Origin of the sequence: Sporosarcina sp. FSL K6-1508 (assembly GCF_038007465.1) — a bacterium.
GTDB lineage: Bacteria > Bacillota > Bacilli > Bacillales_A > Planococcaceae > Sporosarcina > Sporosarcina psychrophila_B.
Genome location: NZ_JBBOXF010000001.1, coordinates 1231510 through 1255481 on the forward strand (window position 1 = coordinate 1231510; position 23972 = coordinate 1255481).

The 23972-nt window shown below is 44.2% G+C and carries 28 protein-coding genes and 4 tRNA genes; 27 read left to right on the plus strand and 5 right to left on the minus strand.

Going from position 1 to position 23972, the window contains the following annotated elements:
• Positions 1-8 precede the first annotated feature (8 nt).
• The 27 genes from MKZ11_RS05925 to glmM all read left to right on the plus strand — a co-directional run bounded on the left by MKZ11_RS05925 (position 9) and on the right by glmM (position 18418).
• Complete coding sequence (locus tag MKZ11_RS05925; protein ID WP_340793074.1) at positions 9-272, plus strand: hypothetical protein; 264 nt, start codon at positions 9-11, stop codon at positions 270-272.
• Complete coding sequence (locus MKZ11_RS05930; protein WP_340793075.1) at positions 269-742, plus strand: DUF2634 domain-containing protein; 474 nt, start codon at positions 269-271, stop codon at positions 740-742. Before MKZ11_RS05925 ends, MKZ11_RS05930 begins: the two co-directional genes overlap by 4 nt.
• 163 nt (positions 743-905) lie before the next feature.
• The gene (locus MKZ11_RS05935; protein WP_340796931.1) at positions 906-1820 is read left to right on the plus strand and encodes a baseplate J/gp47 family protein; all 915 of its coding nucleotides are present in this window, start codon (positions 906-908) and stop codon (positions 1818-1820) included.
• On the plus strand, positions 1817-2662 hold the full coding sequence (locus MKZ11_RS05940) for a putative phage tail protein (protein WP_340793076.1): 846 nt from the start codon (positions 1817-1819) through the stop codon (positions 2660-2662). Before MKZ11_RS05935 ends, MKZ11_RS05940 begins: the two co-directional genes overlap by 4 nt.
• A complete protein-coding gene (locus MKZ11_RS05945) occupies positions 2663-3001 on the plus strand; it encodes a hypothetical protein (RefSeq protein ID WP_340793077.1) in 339 nt (112 codons plus the stop codon).
• The gene (locus MKZ11_RS05950) at positions 2982-3356 is read left to right on the plus strand and encodes a hypothetical protein (protein ID WP_340793078.1); all 375 of its coding nucleotides are present in this window, start codon (positions 2982-2984) and stop codon (positions 3354-3356) included. The genes MKZ11_RS05945 and MKZ11_RS05950 overlap by 20 nt, the downstream gene beginning before the upstream one ends.
• On the plus strand, positions 3353-3691 hold the full coding sequence (gene avd, locus MKZ11_RS05955; RefSeq protein WP_340793079.1) for a diversity-generating retroelement protein Avd: 339 nt from the start codon (positions 3353-3355) through the stop codon (positions 3689-3691). The genes MKZ11_RS05950 and avd overlap by 4 nt, the downstream gene beginning before the upstream one ends.
• A 263-nt stretch (positions 3692-3954) precedes the next feature.
• Positions 3955-5031, plus strand: a complete 1077-nt coding sequence (locus MKZ11_RS05960; protein ID WP_340793080.1) for a reverse transcriptase/maturase family protein — start codon at positions 3955-3957, stop codon at positions 5029-5031.
• Positions 5000-7303 carry a glycoside hydrolase family 78 protein gene (locus tag MKZ11_RS05965; RefSeq protein WP_340793081.1) on the plus strand — a complete coding sequence of 768 codons (2304 nt, stop codon included), beginning with the start codon at positions 5000-5002 and terminating at the stop codon, positions 7301-7303. Before MKZ11_RS05960 ends, MKZ11_RS05965 begins: the two co-directional genes overlap by 32 nt.
• Positions 7304-7321: 18 nt before the next feature.
• Positions 7322-7534, plus strand: a complete 213-nt coding sequence (locus MKZ11_RS05970; protein ID WP_340793082.1) for a hypothetical protein — start codon at positions 7322-7324, stop codon at positions 7532-7534.
• Complete coding sequence (locus MKZ11_RS05975; RefSeq protein ID WP_340793083.1) at positions 7531-7689, plus strand: XkdX family protein; 159 nt, start codon at positions 7531-7533, stop codon at positions 7687-7689. The genes MKZ11_RS05970 and MKZ11_RS05975 overlap by 4 nt, the downstream gene beginning before the upstream one ends.
• Positions 7690-7881, plus strand: a complete 192-nt coding sequence (locus MKZ11_RS05980; protein ID WP_340793084.1) for a hypothetical protein — start codon at positions 7690-7692, stop codon at positions 7879-7881. It begins immediately after the preceding gene.
• Positions 7882-7927: 46 nt separating this feature from the next.
• The gene (locus tag MKZ11_RS05985) at positions 7928-8212 is read left to right on the plus strand and encodes a hypothetical protein (RefSeq protein WP_340793085.1); all 285 of its coding nucleotides are present in this window, start codon (positions 7928-7930) and stop codon (positions 8210-8212) included.
• Positions 8196-8483, plus strand: a complete 288-nt coding sequence (locus tag MKZ11_RS05990; protein WP_340793086.1) for a hypothetical protein — start codon at positions 8196-8198, stop codon at positions 8481-8483. The genes MKZ11_RS05985 and MKZ11_RS05990 overlap by 17 nt, the downstream gene beginning before the upstream one ends.
• Positions 8484-8485: 2 nt before the next feature.
• Entirely contained in the window at positions 8486-8848 is a 363-nt protein-coding gene (locus tag MKZ11_RS05995) for a hypothetical protein (RefSeq protein ID WP_340793087.1), read from the plus strand.
• On the plus strand, positions 8838-9680 hold the full coding sequence (locus MKZ11_RS06000; protein WP_340793088.1) for a peptidoglycan DD-metalloendopeptidase family protein: 843 nt from the start codon (positions 8838-8840) through the stop codon (positions 9678-9680). Before MKZ11_RS05995 ends, MKZ11_RS06000 begins: the two co-directional genes overlap by 11 nt.
• A gap of 177 nt (positions 9681-9857) precedes the next feature.
• Positions 9858-9940 (plus strand) — tRNA-Thr (locus MKZ11_RS06005).
• Between the two features lie 17 nt (positions 9941-9957).
• Positions 9958-10029: transfer RNA gene (locus tag MKZ11_RS06010), tRNA-Glu, on the plus strand.
• A gap of 84 nt (positions 10030-10113) precedes the next feature.
• A tRNA-Tyr gene (locus MKZ11_RS06015) sits at positions 10114-10197 on the plus strand.
• A gap of 129 nt (positions 10198-10326) precedes the next feature.
• Positions 10327-10401 (plus strand) — tRNA-Gln (locus MKZ11_RS06020).
• Positions 10402-10655: 254 nt separating this feature from the next.
• Positions 10656-12389 (plus strand): putative bifunctional diguanylate cyclase/phosphodiesterase, encoded by a 1734-nt coding sequence (locus tag MKZ11_RS06025; protein WP_340793089.1) that lies wholly within the window; start codon positions 10656-10658, stop codon positions 12387-12389.
• A gap of 79 nt (positions 12390-12468) precedes the next feature.
• On the plus strand, positions 12469-13374 hold the full coding sequence (gene rocF / locus MKZ11_RS06030; protein ID WP_340793090.1) for an arginase: 906 nt from the start codon (positions 12469-12471) through the stop codon (positions 13372-13374).
• Between the two features lie 215 nt (positions 13375-13589).
• Positions 13590-14153: an RNA polymerase sigma factor SigW gene (gene sigW, locus MKZ11_RS06035; protein WP_340793091.1), complete on the plus strand. Its 564-nt coding sequence runs from the start codon at positions 13590-13592 to the stop codon at positions 14151-14153.
• 12 nt (positions 14154-14165) lie between these two features.
• The gene (locus MKZ11_RS06040) at positions 14166-14801 is read left to right on the plus strand and encodes an anti-sigma factor (protein WP_340793092.1); all 636 of its coding nucleotides are present in this window, start codon (positions 14166-14168) and stop codon (positions 14799-14801) included.
• A 131-nt stretch (positions 14802-14932) separates the two neighbouring features.
• Positions 14933-15766 carry a diadenylate cyclase CdaA gene (cdaA, locus tag MKZ11_RS06045; protein ID WP_340793093.1) on the plus strand — a complete coding sequence of 278 codons (834 nt, stop codon included), beginning with the start codon at positions 14933-14935 and terminating at the stop codon, positions 15764-15766.
• Entirely contained in the window at positions 15759-17030 is a 1272-nt protein-coding gene (locus tag MKZ11_RS06050; RefSeq protein ID WP_340793094.1) for a CdaR family protein, read from the plus strand. Before cdaA ends, MKZ11_RS06050 begins: the two co-directional genes overlap by 8 nt.
• Positions 17031-17068: 38 nt before the next feature.
• Positions 17069-18418: a phosphoglucosamine mutase gene (gene glmM, locus MKZ11_RS06055; protein WP_340793095.1), complete on the plus strand. Its 1350-nt coding sequence runs from the start codon at positions 17069-17071 to the stop codon at positions 18416-18418.
• A gap of 966 nt (positions 18419-19384) precedes the next feature.
• Here glmM and pstA read toward each other — a convergent pair.
• The 5 genes from pstA to MKZ11_RS06080 form a co-directional block, all read right to left on the minus strand.
• On the minus strand, positions 19385-20269 hold the full coding sequence (gene pstA, locus MKZ11_RS06060) for a phosphate ABC transporter permease PstA (RefSeq protein WP_340793096.1): 885 nt from the start codon (positions 20267-20269) through the stop codon (positions 19385-19387).
• A gap of 1 nt (position 20270) precedes the next feature.
• A complete protein-coding gene (gene pstC, locus MKZ11_RS06065) occupies positions 20271-21227 on the minus strand; it encodes a phosphate ABC transporter permease subunit PstC (protein ID WP_340793097.1) in 957 nt (318 codons plus the stop codon).
• Between the two features lie 89 nt (positions 21228-21316).
• Positions 21317-22300 carry a PstS family phosphate ABC transporter substrate-binding protein gene (locus MKZ11_RS06070; RefSeq protein WP_340793098.1) on the minus strand — a complete coding sequence of 328 codons (984 nt, stop codon included), beginning with the start codon at positions 22298-22300 and terminating at the stop codon, positions 21317-21319.
• A 209-nt stretch (positions 22301-22509) separates the two neighbouring features.
• Entirely contained in the window at positions 22510-23283 is a 774-nt protein-coding gene (pstB, locus tag MKZ11_RS06075) for a phosphate ABC transporter ATP-binding protein PstB (protein ID WP_340796932.1), read from the minus strand.
• Between the two features lie 233 nt (positions 23284-23516).
• A complete protein-coding gene (locus tag MKZ11_RS06080; RefSeq protein ID WP_340793099.1) occupies positions 23517-23957 on the minus strand; it encodes a YtoQ family protein in 441 nt (146 codons plus the stop codon).
• Positions 23958-23972 lie beyond the last annotated feature (15 nt).

Sequence of the window (23972 nt, forward strand, 5' to 3'; positions counted from 1 at the left end):
GCTGCGCCATGATAAACTACGACTTCGTGAACGATTTAGCGGCAGCAATAGAGGGGACATCGGAAAAAGTTACAGGTAACGCTGTGCAATTCCCTGTTTTCGGAACAATTATTGATGGGCAATTAAATTTAAAAGCAGACGGTTTCGGCCGTGTCATACCTGCTGCTGACTATCATAAAAAGAAGGGGTTGTCATTATCCCCTGGCGACAGGGTCCTGTGTGTTCCTATCGAAGACGGCCACACATTCATACTGACGGAGTTGGTCGAATGACAGAGCAATTATACCCGTCGTTTGACTCTCCTGATTTAATGGCCGGCGAGCAGATCGAGAGCCTGGAAGAAGTTCATGCGGCAAAGTTTGATCTTGAAGAAGGGAAATTAGTCGTTACCGGCGTCGGCAAGGTGATCACCGGCAATCCGGTAGACGCTTATCGCTTCTGGGCTATTAAATGCTGTTTAACCGAGCGGTATCAGTATGATGCGTACAGCTCGGATTTTGGCGTTGAGTTCCAGCGGATTGTAGAAGCGAATTATCCACGGCCAATTGCCGAGAGTGAAATAAAGCGAACGATCACCGAGGCTTTAATGATCGATAGAAGAACTGTGTCCACTAGCGCTTTTTCTTTTGAGTGGCAGGGTGATTCTTGTTGGATATATTTCCAGTTAGAAAGTGTATATGGCATCGATCATATCGAAATAGTTAGGGGTGGTGAATTGAGTGGTAGAGTTCTCGCTGCCTGATTTTTTGCAGGAAACCGAACAACAAACACATGAAAAAATGATAAGAATGGCCCCTCCAAATATCGACACTGTGGAGGGGTCTTTATATTTCGATCACACAGCTCCGACCGCCAAGGTGAAGGCTGAACTCGTCGAGTACGAACTGACTCTAACTTTAATGATGATGTTCCCGCAGTTTGCTTCAGGTCCGTTCCTTGATTGGCACGGCGAACCGATCGGCGTGTTTCGGAGGGTGGCCACACATTCAACCGGCGACGTTTTGATCATCGGGAAACCTGAGACCATTATCCCCCGCGGCACGCTGCTCGCCACGATAGGCGACGAGAATGAAGCGGGGTATCTTTTTGAAGTCGTTAACACCGTTGCTATAGATGCGAATGGGCAGGCGTTGCTGCGAGTGAAAGCTGTTGATCCGGGAGTAGAAGCTAATGTTCCGGCGGGGTCCATTCAAGGGATCGTCGGTTCAATAAATGGAGTCACAGCTATAACGAATCCAGAAAGAACTGAAGGCGGTACAGATGAAGAGGGCGACGAGTCGTATCGTTTCCGCGTCGTTGACAGGCACCAAAACAAACCGCTAAGTGGATCCCGAAAAGATTATGAGCGTTGGGCAAGAGAGGTATCTGGCGTCGGTGACGTCATTGTGTTGCCGCTTTGGAATGGACCTAAAACAGTAAAGGTCCTTGTGACTGACTCTGAGAGGCAGCTTGCAACAATCGAGCTGATAGAGGCTGTCCAGCTGCACATCGCTCCAGATGGGGACTTGGGCGGTGGACTTGCTCCAATTGGGGCGTTGGTAACAGTAGATACAATAACGACTGTTCCTGTGGTTATTGCCATCACATCTTTGGTTATTGCTGAAGGCTACGAGCTAGAAGAGGTCAGGCAGAACATCCGGGATAGCATCAACCTCTATTTTTCTGACAAGCCGCTGGTCAAGTGGTCGGAGGTGGGTGCTGCCATTACCAATACTAAAGGCGTGGCGGACCATGGTGGCTGGCTGCTCGATGATTCTATCAACAATATCATTCTTGAAAAAGGGGAGCGCGCCGTCGTTGGTGAGGTGTTGATCGAGTGATAAAAATAACTACTGACACAGGGCGGGAAATGCTTCGCTCTGTGCTGCCTATCTACAACGATGATGAATATTCCCTAGCGATATTTGAAGCGAACGGGAAGGTCATGGATGAGGTCAGAACGGTCGTTAAACAAACACGGAACCAGATGTTTCCGCAAATGGCTACCTGGTCGCTGGGTTGGTGGGAGGAAAAGCTCGGGATCACCGACATGGAAAAAAGGCCGCATCAAGAAAGGATCCACCGGGTACTATTCGAACTGAATAAATATTTCACTATTACTCGTCACCAGATGGAGATCATCGTCAACAACTATGTCGAATTAAAAAGCGCCAAAGTTGAAGAGGTGGACGAGGAGTATGCATTCCGAGTTGTTATCCCGGCCGGCCATAAATCTGGCGTTGGTCTACGTGCTGCAGTTGAAGAGTCGAAGCCTGCCCACTTGTTGGCCATCTTCGAACAGGCCATAAGCGCCGGGGCCATCATCATTACAGATGACACTTACCACTATCCTGTTTTTTATAAAACTTGCGGCGAGTTCTCTGGTGAAAAAGAAGCAGGCTTGATTGATGGCGGAGAAGTAAGCGTGGCGAATGATACCTACCATTACTTTGTTGAATACCCGGTGTCGGTGAGGGAGTCCTTGTTATTGGAAGGCGCCGAATTTAGCGCAGCGGATAACACTTATACATATCCCAAAACGTTCCCTGTTTGCGGAGATATGGATCCACTTGACAAGAGAGTTAGTTCCACAGAATCCCGAACCGAAGTAGATACAGGCATCTACAACTTCGGCATACACCATCTGGTTTGCGGCGAGTTTTACGCGGAAGGAGAAAGTTAAATGGATGAATTCAAATTTACCCCTAATCAATATTATGTTGATGAAGGTCGGCGCAGATTCGCCGATATAGCCAATTACGCAATTATTACGATTGACGGAGAGGGCTATGAGTACCCGATTGCCGAGACTATAAATCGTGATGGTTTCTTCAAGCATTATTTTGACGTAGAGGACGAGCCGGTGGGGAACATCGAGCGTATCGAGTTATTCACGGAGAGCGGCGCTTCTTTAGGTTCTGGAGTAGGGTATATAGAAAAGGGAGACGACGGCTGGCAGATTGCCATTAAGTTGTTCGTCACGCTGAAGGAGGATGAAGAGAATGACGCATCCGAAGGTTGAGCTGGGTGATTTATTAAATGAAAAGTATGATTACGATCCAACAGTTTGGCATGACAAGGTAGATGATCCAGAAGGCGACCGCAGCCATCCTGGTGTAAAGTTCACCGCTAAGCGCGGGAATAACCTGGAGACTGGTTCTGATCTTGCGCATGATCGGTTGAATAACGTTGTTGATTATCTAGAAGACGCGGATCGCACGCAGAAAAACCTACGTTTCGAGTTTCTGCTGCTAAAAGCTTCAGTCACAAGTGGCCTGACGTCCAATATTTTTGTCGACAATTTCGGGTCGCTCGACGGAATCAATTTAACTGCTGGTGTTCATGATCCAGAATTGCAAAGGGTTTACTTGCCTTGACCAAGAAGTTTGACATCGAGAAAAAGGCCGAGGAGGCACTGGACTACGCTTATCCAATTATCATGAATTTTCCTAACTCCGAAAAGTTCGCTCTGTCCCAGGAAATAAAGCAGGCGTTCTATGCTTTGTTGCGTTATATAATGTTGGCGAATAACGTAAAAAACAAGCGAAGGGAATATCAAGAGGAGGCAGACGCGAATCTGAAGCTGGTGATAGTTTTGTTCAACATTTCCAAAAGACAAAAGTATATCACGCAGAAAAAGAATATTCAGCTGCAGACTCGACTGGCCGAGATCGGTCGGATGATCGGTGGATGGATGCGAAACACTAAATGAAATATAGAGGGATGGGACTGGACGGCTCGAACCGTGTCAATCGCGGCAACAACTCAGCTCGTAACTTCAACAACACGACTGCTTCGAATCGCAATGTGAACATCGGTTGGCGCCCGCCTTGTTAGCTAGAACCACTTTACGATCAGTATGTTTACGGATGTACTGACGGGTCTTTGAAATAGAACTTCAAGGGAGTCCCATTCCTTCGTCATCTCGAGACGTAAACACATGAATAGTCGTAACGCCGACCGAAAGGAGCCGTTATGGCGAAAAAAGTTTTTAAGTATGATGATCTTTATGAAAAAATAATAGCATTTGAAAATCTTGAGTATGCATATAAGCAAGTCATAAAAGGGGAGCGCAAGTTTAAACCAGACGCTGTCCTTTTTTCTATGCTTTCAGATTTGAACCTGGTTAATCTATGGCGTGATTTAAAGACTGGGAAATATCAAGTCGGCAAGTATATACGGTTTAAAGTCTACGAACCTAAAGAGCGATGGATTTCGGCGCCTACCTTGCGTGATAAGATCGTTCAATTTGCGGTCCATTACATTATCAAGGATGTGTACAAAGGCGTCTTTGTTTCGGACTCTTATTCCTGCATTGAAGGCAAAGGCACGCATCGCGCTGCTCATTCGGTTCAACGAGACCTAAGAATTGCCGAACGCGAATATAAAGATCCCTGGATTGTCTCGGCAGACGTCAAGAAATTCTTTTACTCAATCGATCGGTCGATACTCAAGCGTCTACTACGTAAGAAGATAATGTGCCGGAAAACTCTATGGCTGCTCGATTTGATTATCGACAGCAGCCCTGAGGGTGACGTCGGTATTCCGTTGGGTAATGTAACCAGTCAAGATCTCGCTAATATTTACATGAATGAGGTGGATCAATATGCACAAAGATTTCTAGGCATCAGGTATTACAACAGATACGCTGACGACATAATCGCTGTAGTTGACGGAAAAAAAGCGGCGCAAACCCTTAAGCGGGATTTGTGTCGTTTTTTAAATGAACGGCTGAACCTTTCGGAACACGAGGAGAAGACTCAAATTTTTCCGCATGCCCAGGGCGTCAATGCTTATGGGTACAAAATTTGGGCGTCCCACATGCTTGTCCGTGATCAATCGAAGCGCGGCGTAAAGAGGCGTATGAAGTCGATGGATAAAAAGTTGAGTGCTGGAGAAATCGAATTGCACGATGTGCAGCAGTCGGCCAACTCTTGGATTGGTCATGCTCGACATTCCAACTCGTACAACTTGGCAAAAAAGATATTTTCCCCGTACCCCTACATTGATATTGAAGGAGATGAATACTTTGGCAACAGGCGATTTAATTAAATTAGGTACTTTTTTCAAAGCAAATGCAAAGCAGTTATTGCCAACTAACCCGTGGCGAAGTGGATCCACGCCAGGCGGTGGAAATATCCCGGTATTTGCCGCAGGGCAAGCGTTAGAAGTTAGGGACACCGATCCGAACGATGCATATAAACTGCGCTGGCGCGAGCTTGTTATCGGCTCGAAGAAACTGCTGATTGCAGATAGAAATATCCTGGAACAGGTATCTTGGGATGATTTAAACGCCCAGGGCCTCGTTACAGGGAAAGAAATCACTATTGACGGCCAACAATATAAACTCCGCTTGATGACAGGTGGATCGAATTACCGGAACACGTCAGATGCTTACGCAGGTGGAACGCCAACCGCGAATGAATGGGATCAGATTATTTCCGGAGAAGCGAATTATCCAGGGCTTCCAAAACCCGCAGCTTCGGATTTGGATTCTTCTTTAGTTCCAGCTGACCAAACGAGCGCACACAACCAGTTTTGGAATTGGTATTACATGTACAGCTGGGTTCAGGAAGTATATGCTCCAAACGGCTCGTACCGTGTCTTTCGCGGCTACCACTCAGCTCGTTACTTCTACTACACGTCTGCTTCGAATCGCTTTGTGAACATCGGTTGGCGCCCGGTCTTGGAAGTTCTGAATTCTGCACCTCTGATCTCCGGAGGTACTCAAGATCTCGGGAACAAAACAGCGCCTTTTGCAGTGGAGTACCAGGTTGTTGATCCAGAAAATGACGCGGTAAGCGTTGTCGAAAAATTAAACGGAGTCACAATCCGGACGATTCCTAATGTTTCGCAAGGGGCGACACAAAAGATCGAGCTTACAGCTGCGCAATGGGCCGCAATCCCTCTGAATGTCGCATCGACAATAACTGTCGAGGCGACCGATTCTAAAAATGCGAAATCAACCAGGGTCTACACGTTCACGAAAACCAACGCGCCACCGACAGCGACGGCGATCGAGCCAAAAGGAGACCTTTCCAATATCGCGATTGTCGATACACTCACGCCTATTCTTGTCCATTCTTTTCACGATATTGACGTAGGTGATTCGCAATCTGCCTATCAATATGTTATTGAGAACCTTCAAAATGATGTCGTGCATGATTCAGGCAAAAAATCTTCAACCCAATCGTTCTACCAAGTTCCTGCATCAGTATTGAATTGGGGAGACCGAGTAAAGTGGAAAGTTCGTGTGTGGGATCGCTTTGATGTGCCATCCGAGTATTCATTCCCGGAGTTTTTCATGCCCAACCGAGCGCCGTTCGTAACGAACCTTCAGCCTGGCAGCAATGACGCAGAGAATCCAATGGGTGCGGGAATGGCCCCGGAGTTCTCTTGGGATTTCGAGGATCTGGATTTAGAGGCACAAGCGGCCTATCAGCTGAAGATATTTAAAGCATCTGACGACGTGCTTGTCTATGACTCGTCTCGCGTTAATCAAAACGTGCAAAAACACCAAGTACCAACTGGCCGATTGGCAGAGGGTACTATTTTTTATGCCATCGTTACAGTCTGGGATCCGAATGGTTTAAAAAGGGACAGTGAAAAATCGTACATTCGAACGAATGCAACGCCGAGCGCCCCTCTCCAAACGGGTCCGATTGATAATTTCCGGACGACGCTGCAGCCGACTTTCTCGGGGGTTATTGGAACCGATCCGGAGGATGACGGGATGCACTTCGCGATTCAGATTTCAACCGATCCGACCTTTGTACAATATTCCCTTACTTATCGTAGTGATGTGGATCGCGCTGGCTGGAAAGTGAATGGTTATGATATTCCGGAGGCTGGTGTATTTAACGATCAGCAAGGTCAAACGGTTTCCTATGCGCTGCAGGTCGGTCTCGATCGGAACAAGACTTACTACTGGCGAATGGCTGCGGTTGACGCCGGAACGAAAGCGCGCGGCGTGTGGTCGGTTAGCCGTCGAATACGTGCAGGGAATGAGCTCAGCTTCGGCATTAAGAATCCAATCAGTACGCTGGGTGTGGCGGCTCGCAGGATCTTGTTTGCGGCCGACTACCAATTGCCGACCGATGGCAGCAATAAGGCGACTATCAAAGTCGAGTTTTCTAATAACGCGCTTGACGCTGCTCCGACATGGGAAGATGCGACTGCGCAATTCTTATCGATGGATTATTACAACTTCACAAACACAGATAAGACAGCGGTTGAATTCGCCATCGGAGTGCGTGTGTCAATCATCGCGAATGATTCGATGGCCCCAATCAGCATTGAAGCTATCGGATTGACGTTTGATTAATAGGGAGGGGCGGAAGGTATGAAACCGATTGTTGAAACAGAACTCAGCGAGATCAGGCGCCAGGAAGAGTTACTTAAGGCGAAAGACGCCCAGCTGCAAAGCTTGGGTCTCTCTCTCGCTGAAGAAAAAATAAAAAATGTGCAAAAAGACGCAATGATTCAGTCGATTGGGCAGCAACTAGCCCAAGTGAAAATTGATGTCGCATTATTGAAAGGAGCTGTTAGTCAATGAGCTTTTGGGAGCAGGCATATGGCTGGGGATGGGTTACGACTGAGCAATTAAGGCTGATTGTTATTACTGATAAAATGCCCTACGGAGAGATAACTGAGGACGGTTTCCACCGGATCACAGGTGAAACTTTCGCCCAAGAGGAGGGAATCGATTAATTGACTTTAGATTTATCTGAAGCGGCATTGCAGAACGGAAAGGGCAAGAGTTCGAATGCGCTGCTGCTGGACGTGATCACCGCGCAGGAGGATTTATTGAACGCTAAAAATGCGGCCATGATTAGCCTGTTAAACGAAAATGTTGAGCAAGAAGCGTTGATCGATGAATTGCTGAAAGACCATATTGATTGAGGGGCGCCTGTTGGCGTCTCTTTTTAATTAAATTAGGAGGTGCGACATGCAAATTGAATTAGGCATTGCGATAGCAATCGGTAGTTTCGTTATCGGTTATTTCACGTTTAGAAAAAATCATGATAAAGACGTCAAAAACGATGCAGCAAAAGAAGCAGTTATGGATGTGAATTTAAAGCACATCAAGACCGGCGTTGACTCTATCGTCGTAGACATGAAAGTCAGGGACAAACAATTTGACGAAATGTCGAAGGAACTTGTCCGAGTTGGCGAGAGTACCAAGTCAGCCCATAAGCGCATCGATAAAATTAGCGGTGGCAGAAATGTATAAAATCACTCGTGTAAAACGCCAGAAGGAAACACGAACGGAGTTCTCCAAGAAGATCCTTGTCGTGATGTTTATTTTCACGCTGATTATTGCCGCTTGTGCCATCGCCATGTCGTATATGACGCAGACTACAGACGTCTACGCTTATTTGATTCCAGCAATCTTTGCTGAGCTCTCGGTTGGGACCGGTTTCTACTATTGGAAGGCAAGGCGCGAAAATGAAATAAAATTGCGTGGAATTTACGGGGTAGAAGAAAACGAGGAGGATGAGTAACTATGAATTTTTTAATTGACTATTGGTTCATTATTTTGGTTTTGATCGTGCTACTTGCTTTTGCAGCGTATGCTGTTTTTCAATTTTTCAAGGCGCCGTCTAATGAGCAACTCATCAAGGTTAAGGAGTGGCTGCTCTTTGCGGTGATCCAAGCCGAGAAGGAACTTGGCGAAGGGACGGGTAAGATCAAGCTCAGATACGTTTATGATTTGTTTGTCACTAAGTTTAAGTGGCTATCGTATTTGATCAAGTTTGACCATTTCAGCCGCTTGGTTGACGAGGCCCTGGAAGAAATGCGGCATTTGCTGTCTTCGAATAGAGCTGTCCACAATTATGTAGAAGGTGAAGATAAACATGTTTATTAAACCTTGTGAAGGGCGGATCACGTCGTACTTTTCTTCTGCGCGTCTCGATCCTGTCGGCGGTAAAGTAGTAAGGCCTCACTGGGGAGTCGATTACGGCAATACCCCGGCCAATAACAGTATCATTGCAGCTGCAGCTGGAAAAGTTGTGCGTGCTAGGAATGCTGAAACGGACGGGTACGGAAAGCTTGTGATGATCGAGCATGTTATAAAGGGCGTGTTGTACACGACGGTTTACGCTCACTTATCTTCCATCGCGGTAAAAGATGGCCAAGTGCTGAAGCAAGGGCAGCGCTTCGGCGTCAAGGGGACGACTGGTAATAGCACAGGGATCCATCTGCACTTTGAAATCCATATCGGTAAATGGAATAACCAGTACACAGGCGCTAGGAACCCATTGCATTTTATCGTGGACCCGGAAATTTTAAGGCTGCAGACACTGCTTGTGAAGGTAGGGCATAAGATCGCCACTGACGGTATGTTTGGCCCAGCTACAGATAACGCCATTAAGTTGTTTCAGAAGTCGGCAGGCTTGGTCGTCGATGGATCCGCTGGACCACTAACGATGGCAGCCCTTGAAAAAGCGGCTGCTCCAAAACCTAAGCCGAAGCCTGAACCAGAAGCGCCAAAAAAGGAGGAGAAATTATTGAAATTAGCACAATCCCAAAAAAATGAAATGGCACTTGTGTATAAGCATGCCCGGGAAAAAGGCATTTTCACTTCAGATCAACACGAGAAGGATGTTGCAGCGGGGAAGATGACGGAATCCAGGGCGGCATACCTTGCGACGTTAATTGCCGGCGCGGCCGTCAATGGAGGAAAACGTATTAAATGATGACGTTCTTCACATAATAAAAAGAAGCCCAGGCATAAGCCCGAGCTGCTTTTCAAAGAGTGAAAAGGTGTTAGAAATTAAAGACTTTTTGCCGACCTCTTGACGGCCAACTGAAAATAATGTAATGTATTGCATTGTAACCAGATGACATCCGAACAGCACCAAACGTAACCGGTTGTAACAAAGTGATTCTGGTTGAAACGTGCGCTTCTTCCATGGTAAGGAAGAGGTCACCGGTTCGAATCCGGTTGGAAGCTCCAGAGCAACTTTAGAATGAGGCCCCTTGGTCAAGCGGTTAAGACACCGCCCTTTCACGGCGGTATCACGGGTTCGAATCCCGTAGGGGTCATTAGAACTTTTTTGACACGCAAAGCGTGACGAAAATAGTTTGTCTTGAACTTAAGATTTAAAATAAGTTCACAAATTTTAACTTGGTGGGGTAGCGAAGTGGCTAAACGCGGCGGACTGTAAATCCGCTCCTTCGGGTTCGGCAGTTCGAATCTGCCCCCCACCACCAATAAAACTTTTTCAATACAAAGCATTGAAAAGAGTTTAAATTAATTTTTTATGCAAAGAATTGAAAAGAGTGCACCTTGATTTTAGTATCGTGTGTTGAGATGAGCTTTAAAATATTCTAATTACTTATTGGGGTATAGCCAAGCGGTAAGGCAACGGACTTTGACTCCGTCACTCGTTGGTTCGAATCCAGCTACCCCAGCCATTTTTTTGCTTTACCAAACCATGTGATTTTCAAATAGTTTTACTAAATCCTTCCTGCGCAAGCGGAAAGGATTTTTTTCTGTCTGAAAATAAGCTTATAGAGGCATGAAAGAACAAATTTATTGTACACTGAAGGAACGGATAGCCTTGATAAAAAAGGAAACTATTTTTATTACTAAGTAATGAAGGTAAAGGAAAACTATTTTCATTACTACGTAATGAAAAAGTTTAGCGCTTTGGAAAAGAAGTGATTTTATGCATGAAGATAATAAAATGATAAATGATTTAATCCGTCATGATGGTAGTCATAGTCCGGAAAAGATGCTTAGAGACTTGGCCTATGCACTTGATCAATCTGCAATTGTCGCAATTACAGATCGTATGGGAAAGATCGTATATGTAAATGAGCAATTCACGAAAATAGCTCAATATAGTAAAGAGGAATTAGTAGGAGCTGATCACCGGATTATTAATTCAGGTTTTCATCCCAAAAAGTTTTTTAAAGATATGTGGGCGACAATGGGTCGGGGACATACTTGGCGTGGGGAGATTCGTAATAAAGCCAAAGATGGTTCCTATTATTGGGTCGATACAACAATTGTTCCGTTTTTAACGGATAAAGGAAGACCATATCAATATATTTCCATCCGTTATGATATTACCTCCCGTAAAGAGTCGGAGCGAGTGATTCGAGATCTTGCGTATAACGATCAATTGACGAATTTGCCTAATCGGACTTCGTTCCGGAAACTATTGGAACAAGAAGTGGGTGAGGCGAAAAGGCAGGGTACGAATCTCGCCTTTGTTTATCTTAATATTGATCGGCTACGTAATGTGAACGACTCACTTGGTCATGAGGCGGGCGATTATATTTTGTCTGTTGTTGCGAAAAGACTGAAGAAGGTTTTGACGGAAGGACATACAATTGGCCGACTTTCGGGTGATGAGTTTGCCTTTCTTCTGAAAAATATACGAAATGCAGAACATGCTGAACAACTAACGCAGGAAGTACAGCAAAGTTTAAGGGTGCCGATTGAGGTAATGGGACAGTCGCATGTACTATCGGTGAGTTTTGGCATTGCTTTATATCCCGAACATGCGAAAAAGCCTTCGGAGCTGACGATGAAAGCGGAAAAAGCACTTTCTGCTGCCAGGGAACATGGGGGCGGCGGATATGAAATGTATCAGCACGGAACAGCGTCTAAAACATTGGAGCGGATTTTGCTGGAGAATGAGCTGCGGAAAAGCGTGGATCTTGGTCATTTCCATCTCGACTATCAACCTAAGATGAACTTGATGACAGAAGAATTGACAGGTTTCGAAGCCCTAGTCCGCTGGAATCATCCTGATCTCGGTAGGATTCCGCCGGATAAATTCATTCCGGTGGCAGAAGAGACGAAAATTATTATCTCGCTCGGGGAATGGGTACTACGTGAATCCTGTAAACAGGCTAAAAGATGGCGAGATAGCGGGTACAGTCCCTTTCGGATTGCTGTTAACATGTCCGCAGTCCAGTTGGAGGAACCGACAATCTTAAATGTGATTAAAACGATTCTTGACGAAACAGGTGTCACCACAGATTTAATTGAAATAGAATTAACGGAAAGTGCATTTGCGGACAGAGAAGACATGCAGGAGAAAATTCGTGAAATAAGAGCTTTGGGGATTTCGGTGTCGATCGATGACTTTGGAACAGGGTATAGTACTTTTAGTTATATTAAGGAACTGCCGGCTGATACAGTGAAAATCGATATGTCCTTTGTACAGGATATCCACGAGAATGAAGATAGCCGGGCGATTGTTCAGGCAATAGTGACATTAGCAGATACAGTGGGACTGAACGTTATCGCTGAAGGCATAGAGTACGAAGAGCAAGTCGATATTTTAAAAGAAGTGGGTTGTCGGGAAGGGCAAGGGTATTACTATAGTAAACCACTGTCGCCTGATGCATGTGAAGAGTTCCTAAGGCAAACTATTAGTAACGAATAAATATTCAGATACCTGTCGAGTTGAGCCAACCCTTGCGAAGGCCTTACAATAGGAGGGAGATAAGGGGAGGTAGTTTGATATGGAACAGTTGAATATTTCACTAATAGGGGTACCGCTAGATTTCGGGCAAAGCCGTCGCGGGGTAGATATGGGACCAAGTGCGATCCGATATGCAGGTGCTGTCGGACGAATCGAATCTGTAGGTCATCGGGTAAGGGATGAGGGGAATATCCAGGTAAGTGCTGTGGAGCCTAAAAAACATAGCGATTCTAATCTGAAGAATCTGGATGAAGTCATTCAAGCGACTACGGAACTTGCGAAGAAAGTGTCAGAAGTTGTTGAGGCAGGCAGATTCCCGCTTGTGTTAGGCGGAGATCATAGCATTGCAATCGGAACTCTGGCCGGCCTGTCGGACAAATATAAAAATCTTGGTGTCATCTGGTATGATGCACATGCAGATTTCAATACAGCGGAGACATCGCCGTCCGGTAATATTCATGGTATGCCTCTTGCCGTAAGTGTGGGGCTTGGACATGAAAGTCTTGTCAATATACATAGTGAAGGGCGAAAAGTTAACCCGAAGAATGTGGTGATTATCGGTGCACGTTCAGTCGATCCCGAAGAGCGTTTATTGCTCAAGGAACAAGGCGTCAAAGTGTTCACGATGCATGAAATTGATCGCTATGGAATGACGGTGGTTATGGAAGACGCCCTTGCCTATTTGCGTTTACGCGAAGTTGACGGTGTCCACTTGTCACTTGACCTCGATGGGCTTGATCCGTTATATACACCTGGAGTTGGAACACCGGTGCCTGGCGGGATCAGTTATAGGGAAAGTCATCTTGCGATGGAAATGCTGGAAGATTCGGGAATGATTACATCGGCTGAGTTTGTTGAAGTAAATCCGATTCTGGATGAGAAAAATAAAACAGCTGATGTAGCAGTAGGTTTAATGGGTTCATTGTTTGGAGAAAAACTACTTTAACCATTTTTTGAAAGCCCATCTAGTTACTTAGGTGGGCTTTTTCTATTCAGGTTCGTGACTAGACACTAGGCGTCTTACACTTTTCTTGTTTTTACAATATAATGAAGAAATGCCAAGCAAACTCTGGTAAAATAAAATTAATGAAAAAAATGAAACCTGTCGACACCTTCAAACGTATAGAAGGGACAGCCGCATAGAGCGGAGGGTGAAATACATTGGATGATCTGATCAATAAACGAATAAATGAAGTCTTGAAAGGCGATCAAAATGCATTTGAAGAAGTAGTAACCTTATTTCAGCATCGCCTCTATCAAGTGTGCTATAGGATGCTTGGCAATGCCCAAGAGGCGGAAGATATTGCTCAGGAAGCGTTCGTACGTGCCTATATTAATATCCATACATTCGACCAAAAGCGGAAGTTTTCCACATGGTTGTTTCGGATAGCGACGAACTTGTGCATCGACCGAATCCGGAAAAAGAAACCCGATTATTATCTCGATGCGAATGTGCCGGGTACAGATGGTTTGAACATGTACTCACAAATTGCCGCTTCTGGCGAATTGCCGGAAGAGGAAGTAGAAAGAATGGAAATGCAGGAACGCATTCACTATGAAATAGGCAGGCTTCCAGACAAATATCGTTCCGTTATCATTTTAAGGTATATCGAAGAATTGCCATTGCAAGAGATTGGTGACATTTTGGAATTACCGCTAGGGACCGTAAAGACCCGTGTCCATAGAGGGCGGGAAGCGCTTCGGAAACAGATGGGTAATATGTAGGAGGGAATAAGCATGAATACGTGTCCGGAACAAATCGTTCACTATATGCACGCGTATTTAGACGGCGATATCAGCCGTGACGAAGAGCGGCTATTGAAAGAACATCTAGATAGCTGTAAAGAGTGCAAAGAAATTATGAATGGCCTAACGGAGTCCATAGCTTTTATAGGAAGTGCCGCTAAAATAAAAGCGCCGGACAGCTTTGTGACCAATGTGATGGGGCGTCTTCCAAAGGAGAAATCCCAAGCAGGCGTTCAACGCTGGTTGCGCACCCATCCACTTTTTGCAGCAGCGGCTATGTTTCTTATTCTGATGAGTGCAACGCTTTTTTCTAGTTATGGAAATGACCAACAGTTTTCGGTGACAAAACAACCGAATCTAGTGGTTGAAGGCCAGACAGTACTCGTCCCGGCAGGTGAAACTGTGAAGGGGGATATTGTAGTTAAAAATGGCGAACTTCGGATTGAAGGGGAAGTGGATGGCGATGTAACAGTTATCCACGGATCCAAATATATGGCTTCGACAGCAATTGTGACAGGGAAAAGCAAGGAAATTGACAAAGCATTTGACTGGCTCTGGTATAAGATGAAAAAGACAGCGACGGACATATTCTCAACTTCAAATGATGATAAGCAAGAAGAGAAATAAACAGGGCGACCCGTTCTTACTGCTGCGAGCGGTAAGTAGGCGCTCTTTTTTCTGTTGTAAGAAAAGACAGTGCAGTGCTGTTATGCTATACTGTACGCATAAGAAACTGTTTATGAAGGTAGGCGAAGCACATGCCCAAATGGCAAGAATTAATTGATTTCAGTCCAGTAGCGGCATTTATTAATATCATAGATGTGCTTCTCGTCTGGTTTGTTTTTTATAAATTGTTTACGATCATTAAAGGAACGAAAGCGGTTCAATTGTTAAAAGGGATATTTGTACTTATCATTGCTCGTGTCCTAACTGAGTTTTTTGGCCTGAATACGTTGCTATGGATGATGGATCAAGTTCTGAGATTTGGATTTCTGGCTATTATTATCATTTTCCAACCCGAGCTGCGGCGTGCACTCGAACAGGTTGGCAGAGGACGATTATTTGCCCGCACAATGATGCAGGAAGAAGAAGAACGCGATCGGCTGATTGAAGCATTTGTAAAGTCGGTCAGTTATATGGCAAAACGCCGTATCGGAGCACTTATCTCACTTGAAAAAGAAACAGGTTTAAGTGAATATATTGAAACAGGCACCGGTATGGATTCAATGATCACGTCTGAACTTCTCATAAATATCTTCATTCCAAACACACCACTCCATGACGGTGCAGTTATTATCCAACGTAACCGTATTGCGGCAGCAGGCTGTTACTTGCCGCTGTCTGAGAGCCCGTTCATCTCAAAAGAGCTTGGTACTCGGCATAGAGCCGCTCTTGGGATTAGTGAGGTAACGGATGCGGTAACGATTATCGTGTCAGAAGAGACGGGTGCCGTTAGTCTTACAGTAGATGGAGATATAGATCGAAACCTGAACATGGAGGAGTTCGAAGTGCGGCTGCGTAGAGTCTGGTTCGGATCAACGCCAAGTAATAAGAATACCTCTCTTTGGAAATGGGGGCGTAAAAATGGATAAGTTTATGGATAGCCCATGGTTTCTTCGTTTTACAGCCTTGTTTCTTGCAATTATTCTTTTTTTCTCCGTTCAGGCGGAGGAAAAATCCGGCAGCAAAGCCGTTGGGGATACAATGGACATCATTCGAGATTTCCCCGTACAAGTGTATTATGACAATGAAAACCTTGTCGTAACAGGGGTTCCAGAAACGGTTAATATGACCATTGAAGGCCCGGCAAATATTGTTCAGACAACGAAACTATTGAAGGACTTTACATTACGGGTTGATTTATCGAGTTTACCGATGGGCAAGCATACTGTTAAAGTTCAAACTGAAAATATTTCTGATAAGCTGGATGTGCGGTTTGACCCTGCGACAATTGACGTCGTCATTGAAGAGAAAATTACACAATCATTCCGCGTTGATCCTGAACTGAATGAGCGTTTGCTTGCTGAAAATTTCAATGTCGTTAAAATAGACGTCGATCCCGAAACCATAGAAGTGACCGGTGCTAAGAGTGTCATTGAATCGATCAGTTTTGTAAAAGCCTCCGTAACAGGTGATAAGGAAATCGACAAATCATTTGAACAACAGGCCAGGGTTCGTGTGTTGGACAAAGATCTGACAAAACTGAATGTGACGATTGTTCCTGAGCAGGTAAATGTCAAAGTTGACATTGCTGAATATAGTAAAGAAGTGCCAATTGTTCTAAAATCGCGCGGCGAACCTATTGAAGGGATTACTGTCAATTCCATCGCAACTGCGGATAAAACCATTAGATTATTTGGTTCACGGAAAGCGCTGGCGCAAATCAAAGAATTTAGCGTCGAAGTGGATGTGTCCGAAGTGAAGGGACAAGAGACGATAGCAATCGATTTGAAAAAGCCTAAAGACGTTTCAAAGATGTCGTTGGATAAAATTAAAGTAAAAGTCGACGTAACTGTGACCAATCCAGAGTTGGAAGTACTCGCTCCGGAACCGCCAGTCGAGGAAGAGAAAGTGGCTACGAAGGAATTTAAAGATATTCCCGTTACGGTAAAAGGACTCGATGAAAAGTTCATAAGTTCATTTCAGAAACCGGCGGCTGGTCTGGTTGTCCTGACTGTGACAGCCGACCAGGATATACTGGATACACTGAAGAAATCAGATTTCACGGTCTATGTGGATGCGTCAGAAACAGAGGATGAAGGGGAACAGAGTCTCCAAGTTTTCGTGGATGGCCCTCCAGATGTACAATGGATAGTTTCAGATAAAGAAGTAAAGATGCATATTGAACTTGCCTGACATTCACTGAATGTGCAGGATTGAAGGGGAGAATGGAAATGACAAAGTATTTCGGGACAGATGGCGTCCGCGGGGTTGCAAATAGAGAACTGACACCGGAGCTCGCTTTTAGATTAGGCAGAATCGGCGGACATGTTTTAACAAAAGAATCACAAGGGAAGTCACAAGTGCTCGTAGGCAGGGATACGCGTATTTCGGGGCATATGCTTGAAAGTGCCCTTATCGCGGGTCTTTTATCGACAGGTGTCGAAGTGATGACTCTTGGGATTATCAGCACGCCGGGTGTCGCTTATTTGACGCGCGTCATGAATGCTCAGGCCGGAGTCATGATTTCTGCTTCACATAATCCTGTCGAGGACAATGGCATCAAGTTTTTCGGTGCAGATGGTTACAAATTGACAGACGAGCAGGAAGATGAAATTGAGCAATTGTTAAATGTGCAGGAAGATTCATTGCCACGCCCTGCTGGAGCGGACGTCGGTTCTATTACAGAGTATTTTGAAGGCGGACATAAATATATCCAGTATTTAAAACAGACTGTCGACGAGGAATTCACGGGAATTCATGTTGCGCTTGATTGTGCACATGGAGCGACATCCACATTGGCGACGCATCTGTTTGCTGATCTTGATGCAGACCTGACAACAATGGGAGCCTCGCCAAACGGTTTGAATATTAATGACGGTGTCGGTTCAACACATCCTGAAGAATTAGGTAAACTTGTTGTTGAAAAAGGAGCCCATATCGGCTTGGCATTTGACGGAGACGGTGATCGTCTAATTGCTGTGGATGAACACGGAGAAGTTGTTGATGGTGACCAGATTATGTTCATCATCGCTCGTCATTTGCATGAAGAAGGCCGCTTGAAATCAGGTACGATTGTCTCAACGATTATGAGTAATTTAGGTTTTTATAAAGCACTTTCAGAACACGGCATGAAAAGCGTGCAGACAGCCGTCGGTGATCGTTACGTTGTAGAAGAAATGAGAAAAGGAAATTATAATCTTGGTGGCGAACAATCGGGCCATATTATTTTCCATGATTATAACACGACAGGCGACGGACTTCTTACAGGTCTTCAGCTCGTGAATATTATGAAGATTTCTGGCAGGAAGCTTTCTGAACTTGCAGCAGAGATGAAAGTCTATCCGCAAAAACTCGTTAATGTGCGTGTAACTGATAAAAATGCAGTGACAGATAATGCACGTGTGGCGGCAGTAATTGCGGAGGTAGAAAAAGAGATGGCAGGCAACGGCCGTGTCCTTGTCCGCCCCTCAGGTACTGAACCTCTTGTGCGTGTCATGGTAGAAGCGCCTTCTGAAGAAGATTGTGTACGTCTTGTTGAACGCATTGTTGCGGTTGTCCAAGAAGAAATGGGCACTGAATAAGATACTGAATCATGGACCGGAGATACCGTTATTGGCGGTATCTCTGGTTTTTTATTTTTATCAAAAAAGAGTATCTCAAGATATATATGTTGAACAAATGAATACGACATAGGCGCTTTACAATGAATAGAATCAGAATTCCTGCTAATATCGCTTCGACGCTTTGCGGGTGCCTCCCGCGAAGACGCGCCTGCGTTGGCTGGTCTATTTGAGAAAGAGCATTTCGTTATCGGGGACGAGACCCACAACCCGGAGTGCCATAAATCGAGCGAATGTGATCAACGAATGTCCCCATACATGAGGAATGCATCAGAATTCCTGCTAATACCGCTTCGACGCTTTGTGGATGCCTCCCGCGATAAGCCGGAAAGGAGAGCACTTTCAGTCTTATCGCTCCGGCTACCACGAAGTCGCGCCTTCGCTGGATGGTCTATGTGAGAAAATACATTTCGTTATCGGAGATGAGAGCTACAACCTGGAGTGCGTCTTTCTTGACTTCAAGTAGTATCAACTAGTAATTACCTTATAATCCCGCCATATACATCTCAAAAATACATTTCTCTCGATAATGAACACCCTAGCGCAGGCGCGGTAAAGGGGTCGCCGAAGCCGTAAGACTGGATGCGAAGCGCTAATCCAAGGCTTATGGCGAAAGGCATCCCCCAGCGCCAAGCGGTCTACAATCCACACTCCCAATTACAACTCTCTCATTATTAAGCGCCAAAGCAGATTCAATGGGATTCTTTAATTCAACATATATAGTAGAAAGAAACTAACTTGAGATACCCTTTTCGTAGAAAGTACCAGTAGACTCACTCTGAAAAGTAATAAATCTGCATATGGTGGTGATAAACTCCATCGAGACGGTGATAAACTTCTAGGTACTAACACTGAAAAGAAAAAAGAGGCCGTCTTTGTAGTCGTTAATGTACCGACTTTAGAGACAGCCTCATTGATTGTGCTTGATTAATACCTTTTCTGAAATTTATTTCGAATGACAATCGCAGTCGTATTTAAGATGAGCAATGCTAACAGCAATACGACAATTGTTGCAGCGGCTAAGTTTGCATATTCCGCAACGAGCGAAGAGTCGAGTGTCCAATAATAAATTTGCATAGGGAGCACCGTAAATTTATCAAAGATACCTCCTGGGAAAGGAAGAAGTAAAGCGGGAATTCCAATGACTACTAGTGGAGCGGTCTCTCCAATCGCTCGTGATAGGGATAAAATCGCACCCGTCATTATACCAGGAAGAGCTACAGGTAAAATGACATTTTTAATTGTTTGCCATTTTGTTGCGCCCATTCCGAATGAAGCTTCACTTAAATGCTGCGGTACTGAACGGAGTGCTTCCTGACTTACAACAATGACGATTGGAAGAATGAGGAGCGACATTGCTAGTCCACCAGCTAATACAATGTTGCCGAAATTCATAGCTCTGACAAAAAGGGTCAATCCTAAAATGCCATAAACAATGGATGGAACACCTGCTAAGTTCGAAATATTGGTTTGAATGAAGGCTTGTATCCGGCCTTTTTTTGCATATAACTCTAAATAAATTGCCGTTCCAACACCTAAGAACATTGTAACTGGTGCAACAACCATCATGAGCCAAAACGTCCCCAGGATAGCTCCCATAATCCCGGCTCGTTCAGGCTGTGTTGACAGTCTGCCAGTCAGGAAGTCTAGACTGAACCAACCAATCCCTTGGGATACGACACGGTAAATGAGCACGGCAAGCACAACGAGACCAAATAGAGTGGATAGTAAAAATATAAATTTCGAGAAATTATTCACACGTAACCGTGAGTTAATTCTTTTCGCAATTTGATTCTGACTAACATGTTCCATATTAATATTCCTCCCTAAATTTACGAGAGATTGATCTTGCAATTAAATTCATAATTAGTGTGAACAGAAACAGGGTCATGGCAACTGCATATAGACTATAGTAAATTGTTGAGCCAGCGGGTGCATCTCCACTATTTACCTCGACAATATACGAAGTCATCGTTTGCATCGATTGTGTAATGTCAAAGGTGAAATTTTTAGTACTTCCACTTGCGATTGTCACAATCATTGTTTCACCAATCGCACGGGATATACCCAGAACAAAGGAGGCAATAATCCCTGACAAAGCAGCTGGAATAACAACACGCCCTGTTACTTCTAATTTCGTAGAGCCCAGTGCGAGTGCACCTTCCCGCATTGAATTCGGAACCGAACTCATCGCGTCTTCTGACAAGGAAGCAATCATTGGAATAATCATAACGCCCATGACAATGCCTGGACTCAGGATATTCGTCGATTCAAGGCTGGGGATGAGTGACTTTAAAAGTGGTGTAACGAATGTGAATGCGAAAAAGCCATAGACAATCGTTGGTATCCCCGCAAGAACCTCTAATAATGGTTTGATGGTTTTTCTGACTTTCACTGATGCATATTCACTCAAATATATGGCAGTCATTAGGCCAATGGGTGCAGCGACAAGCATAGCAATAAGGGATGACATGATTGTACCCGTTACGAGTGGTAGCACACCGAATTGGGGTGTTTGACTTAATGGCTTCAACACAGTCCCGGTGAAAAAATCAATGATGGGAACCCGTTTGAAAAACTCAATTGTTTCCGATAGTAATGTAAAAATAATCCCAATTGTCGTTAAAACGGATAGGGAAGCAATTAGGAAAAGAAATATAGGAATTGCCTTTTCGAATGACTTTTTTAGGTTTTTTGAAGCTTTTTTTTGCTCAATTAACGTTCGGATGTTAACAGCATCCTGTTTCGTCATATCGTTGTTGATTGACATTGTGCAGAGCACTCCTTCTATATAAGCTGGAACAAGATGAGAGCTGTTTAAAGCCCTCATCTTGTCCTATTTTTATAGTGAAAACTAGCTTATTTCTTAAGACCTTCTAGGAACTCAATGTTTTCTTTTGCTTCCGATTCAGGAATGGGTGCAAACCCAGTTTCACCAGCGAATGTATTAACATTGTTCATCGCGTAGATTGCATAATCCAATACTTGTGGTTTATCTGTTGCATGGTTGACGTTCAAATACGTGAAGACCGGACGTGTGAAGTCAGCATAGGCACCATCTTCTGCGATTGTATCAAGTGCTGGTTCAACTGGACCATTACCGAAGTCTACACTTACTGCTTGTAATTTATCAGTATTATTCACAAAGTAGCCATATCCGAAAAAGGCAATTCCGTTCTTGTCTTCTGAGACTAAATTAACGAGTGTCGAATATTCTTGTTGAAGGTTTACGTTGCTTACTAAGTCTTGTTTATCAAGAATACTTTCATAGAAGAACTCGTAAGTTCCATGGTTTTCATTCGGCCCCATTGGTGAGATTTTTTCATCTGGCCAAGAAGAATCGATGTCTGACCATTTTTCAACTCCGCCATCTGCTTTGAAAATACTGATTAGTTGTTCTGGCGTCATTTCAGCAGCCCAATCATTATCCTTGTTAATAACGAATGTTAATCCATCCAAAGCTACTTTTAATTCTTTTACATCTATATTAAGATTTTTTGCTTCTTCTGCTTCTTCATCTTTAATTTGACGGGAAGCGTCGTTGAAGTCTGTTCCGTTTGCAATTAAAAACTTCTTAAATCCAGCACTTGTCCCAGCGCGGCTCACTTCAACGGATACATCTGATTGTTCGTTAATCATATATTCTTCAGCTAATCTAGCCATTAGTGGGTAAACTGTTCCAGATCCATCAATGACAACACTACCCGATAATTTTGCTGTTTCCTCTGACTCTGTGTTTGTATTGCCATTACTTTCTTTTGCCTTTGAATCTGTGCCACATGCTGCAACTAACATAGAGATGGCAACGATTACTAGGAATAAAAGATATTTACTGACCTTCATTTGAATTTTCCTCCCCTAAAAGCTAGTTTATTTTCTTGAAAGAATTTCTCTTACAACTAGAATTATAGACGTTGAATGTAAAGGCAGTATGATGAAAATGTAAAGGTTATGTAAAATGCAGTGGAAGGGTTTTTTATTTCATAAAAGGTCATCTGAGGGAATATGATTGCCCTTAGATGACCTTTTATAAAAGAATAAATATTTTATTATTAACCAAAACGTCCATTAATATAGTCGTTTGTTAACTCGTCAGAAGGATTGTTGAAGATGGTTGAGGTACGATCACATTCGATGATTTCTCCGTTTAGGAAAAAGGCGGTGCGATCTGAAATCCTGGAAGCTTGTTGCATATTATGTGTGACAATCGCAATTGTCACATCGTTTTTAATGGAAGAGATAAGTTCCTCCACTTTATGTGTTGAGACAGGGTCGAGTGCCGAAGTCGGTTCATCCATTAGAATCACTTCCGGATCAATCGCAAGACAACGTGCAATGCATAGTCGTTGCTGTTGGCCTCCAGAAAGACCATATGCACTTTTATGAAGGCGATCTTTCACTTCATCCCACAGAGCAGCTTTTTTCAAACTGTCTTCCACGATCATGTCTAGGATGGCTTTGTTTCGGATGCCGTGGATTTTAGGCCCAAATGCAACGTTTTCATAAATTGATTTTGGAAATGGATTAGGTTTCTGGAACACCATTCCCACTTTTGAACGTAGCATTTCAACAGGCACTGCCTTGTCCAGTATATTTTTCCCTTTAAACGTCAGATTCCCGGAAATGTTGACATCTGGTACCATTTCAACCATTCGATTTAGTGTTTTTAAATATGTTGACTTCCCACAGCCTGAAGGACCGATGATGGCTGTCACTTCTTTTTCATTGATTGAGAGGTCAATATTTTTCAGTGCGTGAGATGATCCGTACCAAAGATTTAATCCATTCGTTTCATATACGGGTTTGCGCCAGTTTGAATTTTTCATAACGCGAAATTGTGTATCCTCTTTACGTTCTAATTTTAAGGTCATGAGTATCCTCCTCATTCATGGTGGAGCTATATTTAGTCGAACTTATCGTTGGGATCACCCTTGCATCCCTTATGATAAACAAAGAGTGTTGAGGAAGTATGAAGCGGATGTAAAGTTTGTGTAAATGCTGATGCCTGGTTACGCGCATTTTATGGAATAAAAAAAGGCCTTATGTGAGGCCCTTTTGTTCATTCAAAAATATAATGCAATGCTTTTACAGCTTGGTCGACAGTTTCGACAGTGGCATTTGATTTACGGGACAGTTCTTTCAAAGCGTGATGATGTTCTTCTTTACGGATTAAGATAAGCGGTTTGCCAAATGTGATGGCGGCACTCGCGTCCATCGCGGTGTTCCATTGTTTATACTTTTCTCCAAATAAGGCGATGACGAGATCGGCTTGCTTCATTAAAAGTTCTGTGCGTAGATTATTGAAACTCGACGCCGCGGCATCCTTTAAAATCGCATTCGGCTGTATGCCCAAAATTTCTTCCCCGATATTATCAGAACGGTCATGGTCTTCCATAGGACCGACGAAATCGATTGGTAAATTGAGCGCTGCGACTTTCAATTTCACTTCTTCGCGCCACGAACTGTGAATTTCCCCTGCCAGATAAACGGTTATTCTCATACTAAATCCCTCCTT

Excerpts from the sequence above, each read along its gene's own strand:
- MKZ11_RS05925 (WP_340793074.1), top strand. The coding sequence starts at position 9 with ATGATAAACTACGACTTCGTGAACGATTTAGCGGCAGCAATAGAGGGG.
- MKZ11_RS05930 (WP_340793075.1), top strand. The coding sequence starts at position 269 with ATGACAGAGCAATTATACCCGTCGTTTGACTCTCCTGATTTAATGGCC.
- MKZ11_RS05935 (WP_340796931.1), top strand. The coding sequence starts at position 906 with ATGTTCCCGCAGTTTGCTTCAGGTCCGTTCCTTGATTGGCACGGCGAA.
- MKZ11_RS05945 (WP_340793077.1), top strand. The coding sequence starts at position 2,663 with ATGGATGAATTCAAATTTACCCCTAATCAATATTATGTTGATGAAGGT.
- MKZ11_RS05950 (WP_340793078.1), top strand. The coding sequence starts at position 2,982 with ATGACGCATCCGAAGGTTGAGCTGGGTGATTTATTAAATGAAAAGTAT.
- MKZ11_RS05960 (WP_340793080.1), top strand. The coding sequence starts at position 3,955 with ATGGCGAAAAAAGTTTTTAAGTATGATGATCTTTATGAAAAAATAATA.
- MKZ11_RS05965 (WP_340793081.1), top strand. The coding sequence starts at position 5,000 with ATGAATACTTTGGCAACAGGCGATTTAATTAAATTAGGTACTTTTTTC.
- MKZ11_RS05970 (WP_340793082.1), top strand. The coding sequence starts at position 7,322 with ATGAAACCGATTGTTGAAACAGAACTCAGCGAGATCAGGCGCCAGGAA.
- MKZ11_RS05975 (WP_340793083.1), top strand. The coding sequence starts at position 7,531 with ATGAGCTTTTGGGAGCAGGCATATGGCTGGGGATGGGTTACGACTGAG.
- MKZ11_RS05985 (WP_340793085.1), top strand. The coding sequence starts at position 7,928 with ATGCAAATTGAATTAGGCATTGCGATAGCAATCGGTAGTTTCGTTATC.
- MKZ11_RS05995 (WP_340793087.1), top strand. The coding sequence starts at position 8,486 with ATGAATTTTTTAATTGACTATTGGTTCATTATTTTGGTTTTGATCGTG.
- MKZ11_RS06000 (WP_340793088.1), top strand. The coding sequence starts at position 8,838 with ATGTTTATTAAACCTTGTGAAGGGCGGATCACGTCGTACTTTTCTTCT.
- MKZ11_RS06025 (WP_340793089.1), top strand. The coding sequence starts at position 10,656 with ATGCATGAAGATAATAAAATGATAAATGATTTAATCCGTCATGATGGT.
- rocF (WP_340793090.1), top strand. The coding sequence starts at position 12,469 with ATGGAACAGTTGAATATTTCACTAATAGGGGTACCGCTAGATTTCGGG.
- MKZ11_RS06040 (WP_340793092.1), top strand. The coding sequence starts at position 14,166 with ATGAATACGTGTCCGGAACAAATCGTTCACTATATGCACGCGTATTTA.
- cdaA (WP_340793093.1), top strand. The coding sequence starts at position 14,933 with ATGCCCAAATGGCAAGAATTAATTGATTTCAGTCCAGTAGCGGCATTT.
- MKZ11_RS06050 (WP_340793094.1), top strand. The coding sequence starts at position 15,759 with ATGGATAAGTTTATGGATAGCCCATGGTTTCTTCGTTTTACAGCCTTG.
- glmM (WP_340793095.1), top strand. The coding sequence starts at position 17,069 with ATGACAAAGTATTTCGGGACAGATGGCGTCCGCGGGGTTGCAAATAGA.
- pstA (WP_340793096.1), bottom strand. The coding sequence starts at position 20,269 with ATGGAACATGTTAGTCAGAATCAAATTGCGAAAAGAATTAACTCACGG.
- pstC (WP_340793097.1), bottom strand. The coding sequence starts at position 21,227 with ATGTCAATCAACAACGATATGACGAAACAGGATGCTGTTAACATCCGA.
- MKZ11_RS06070 (WP_340793098.1), bottom strand. The coding sequence starts at position 22,300 with ATGAAGGTCAGTAAATATCTTTTATTCCTAGTAATCGTTGCCATCTCT.
- pstB (WP_340796932.1), bottom strand. The coding sequence starts at position 23,283 with ATGAAAAATTCAAACTGGCGCAAACCCGTATATGAAACGAATGGATTA.
- MKZ11_RS06080 (WP_340793099.1), bottom strand. The coding sequence starts at position 23,957 with ATGAGAATAACCGTTTATCTGGCAGGGGAAATTCACAGTTCGTGGCGC.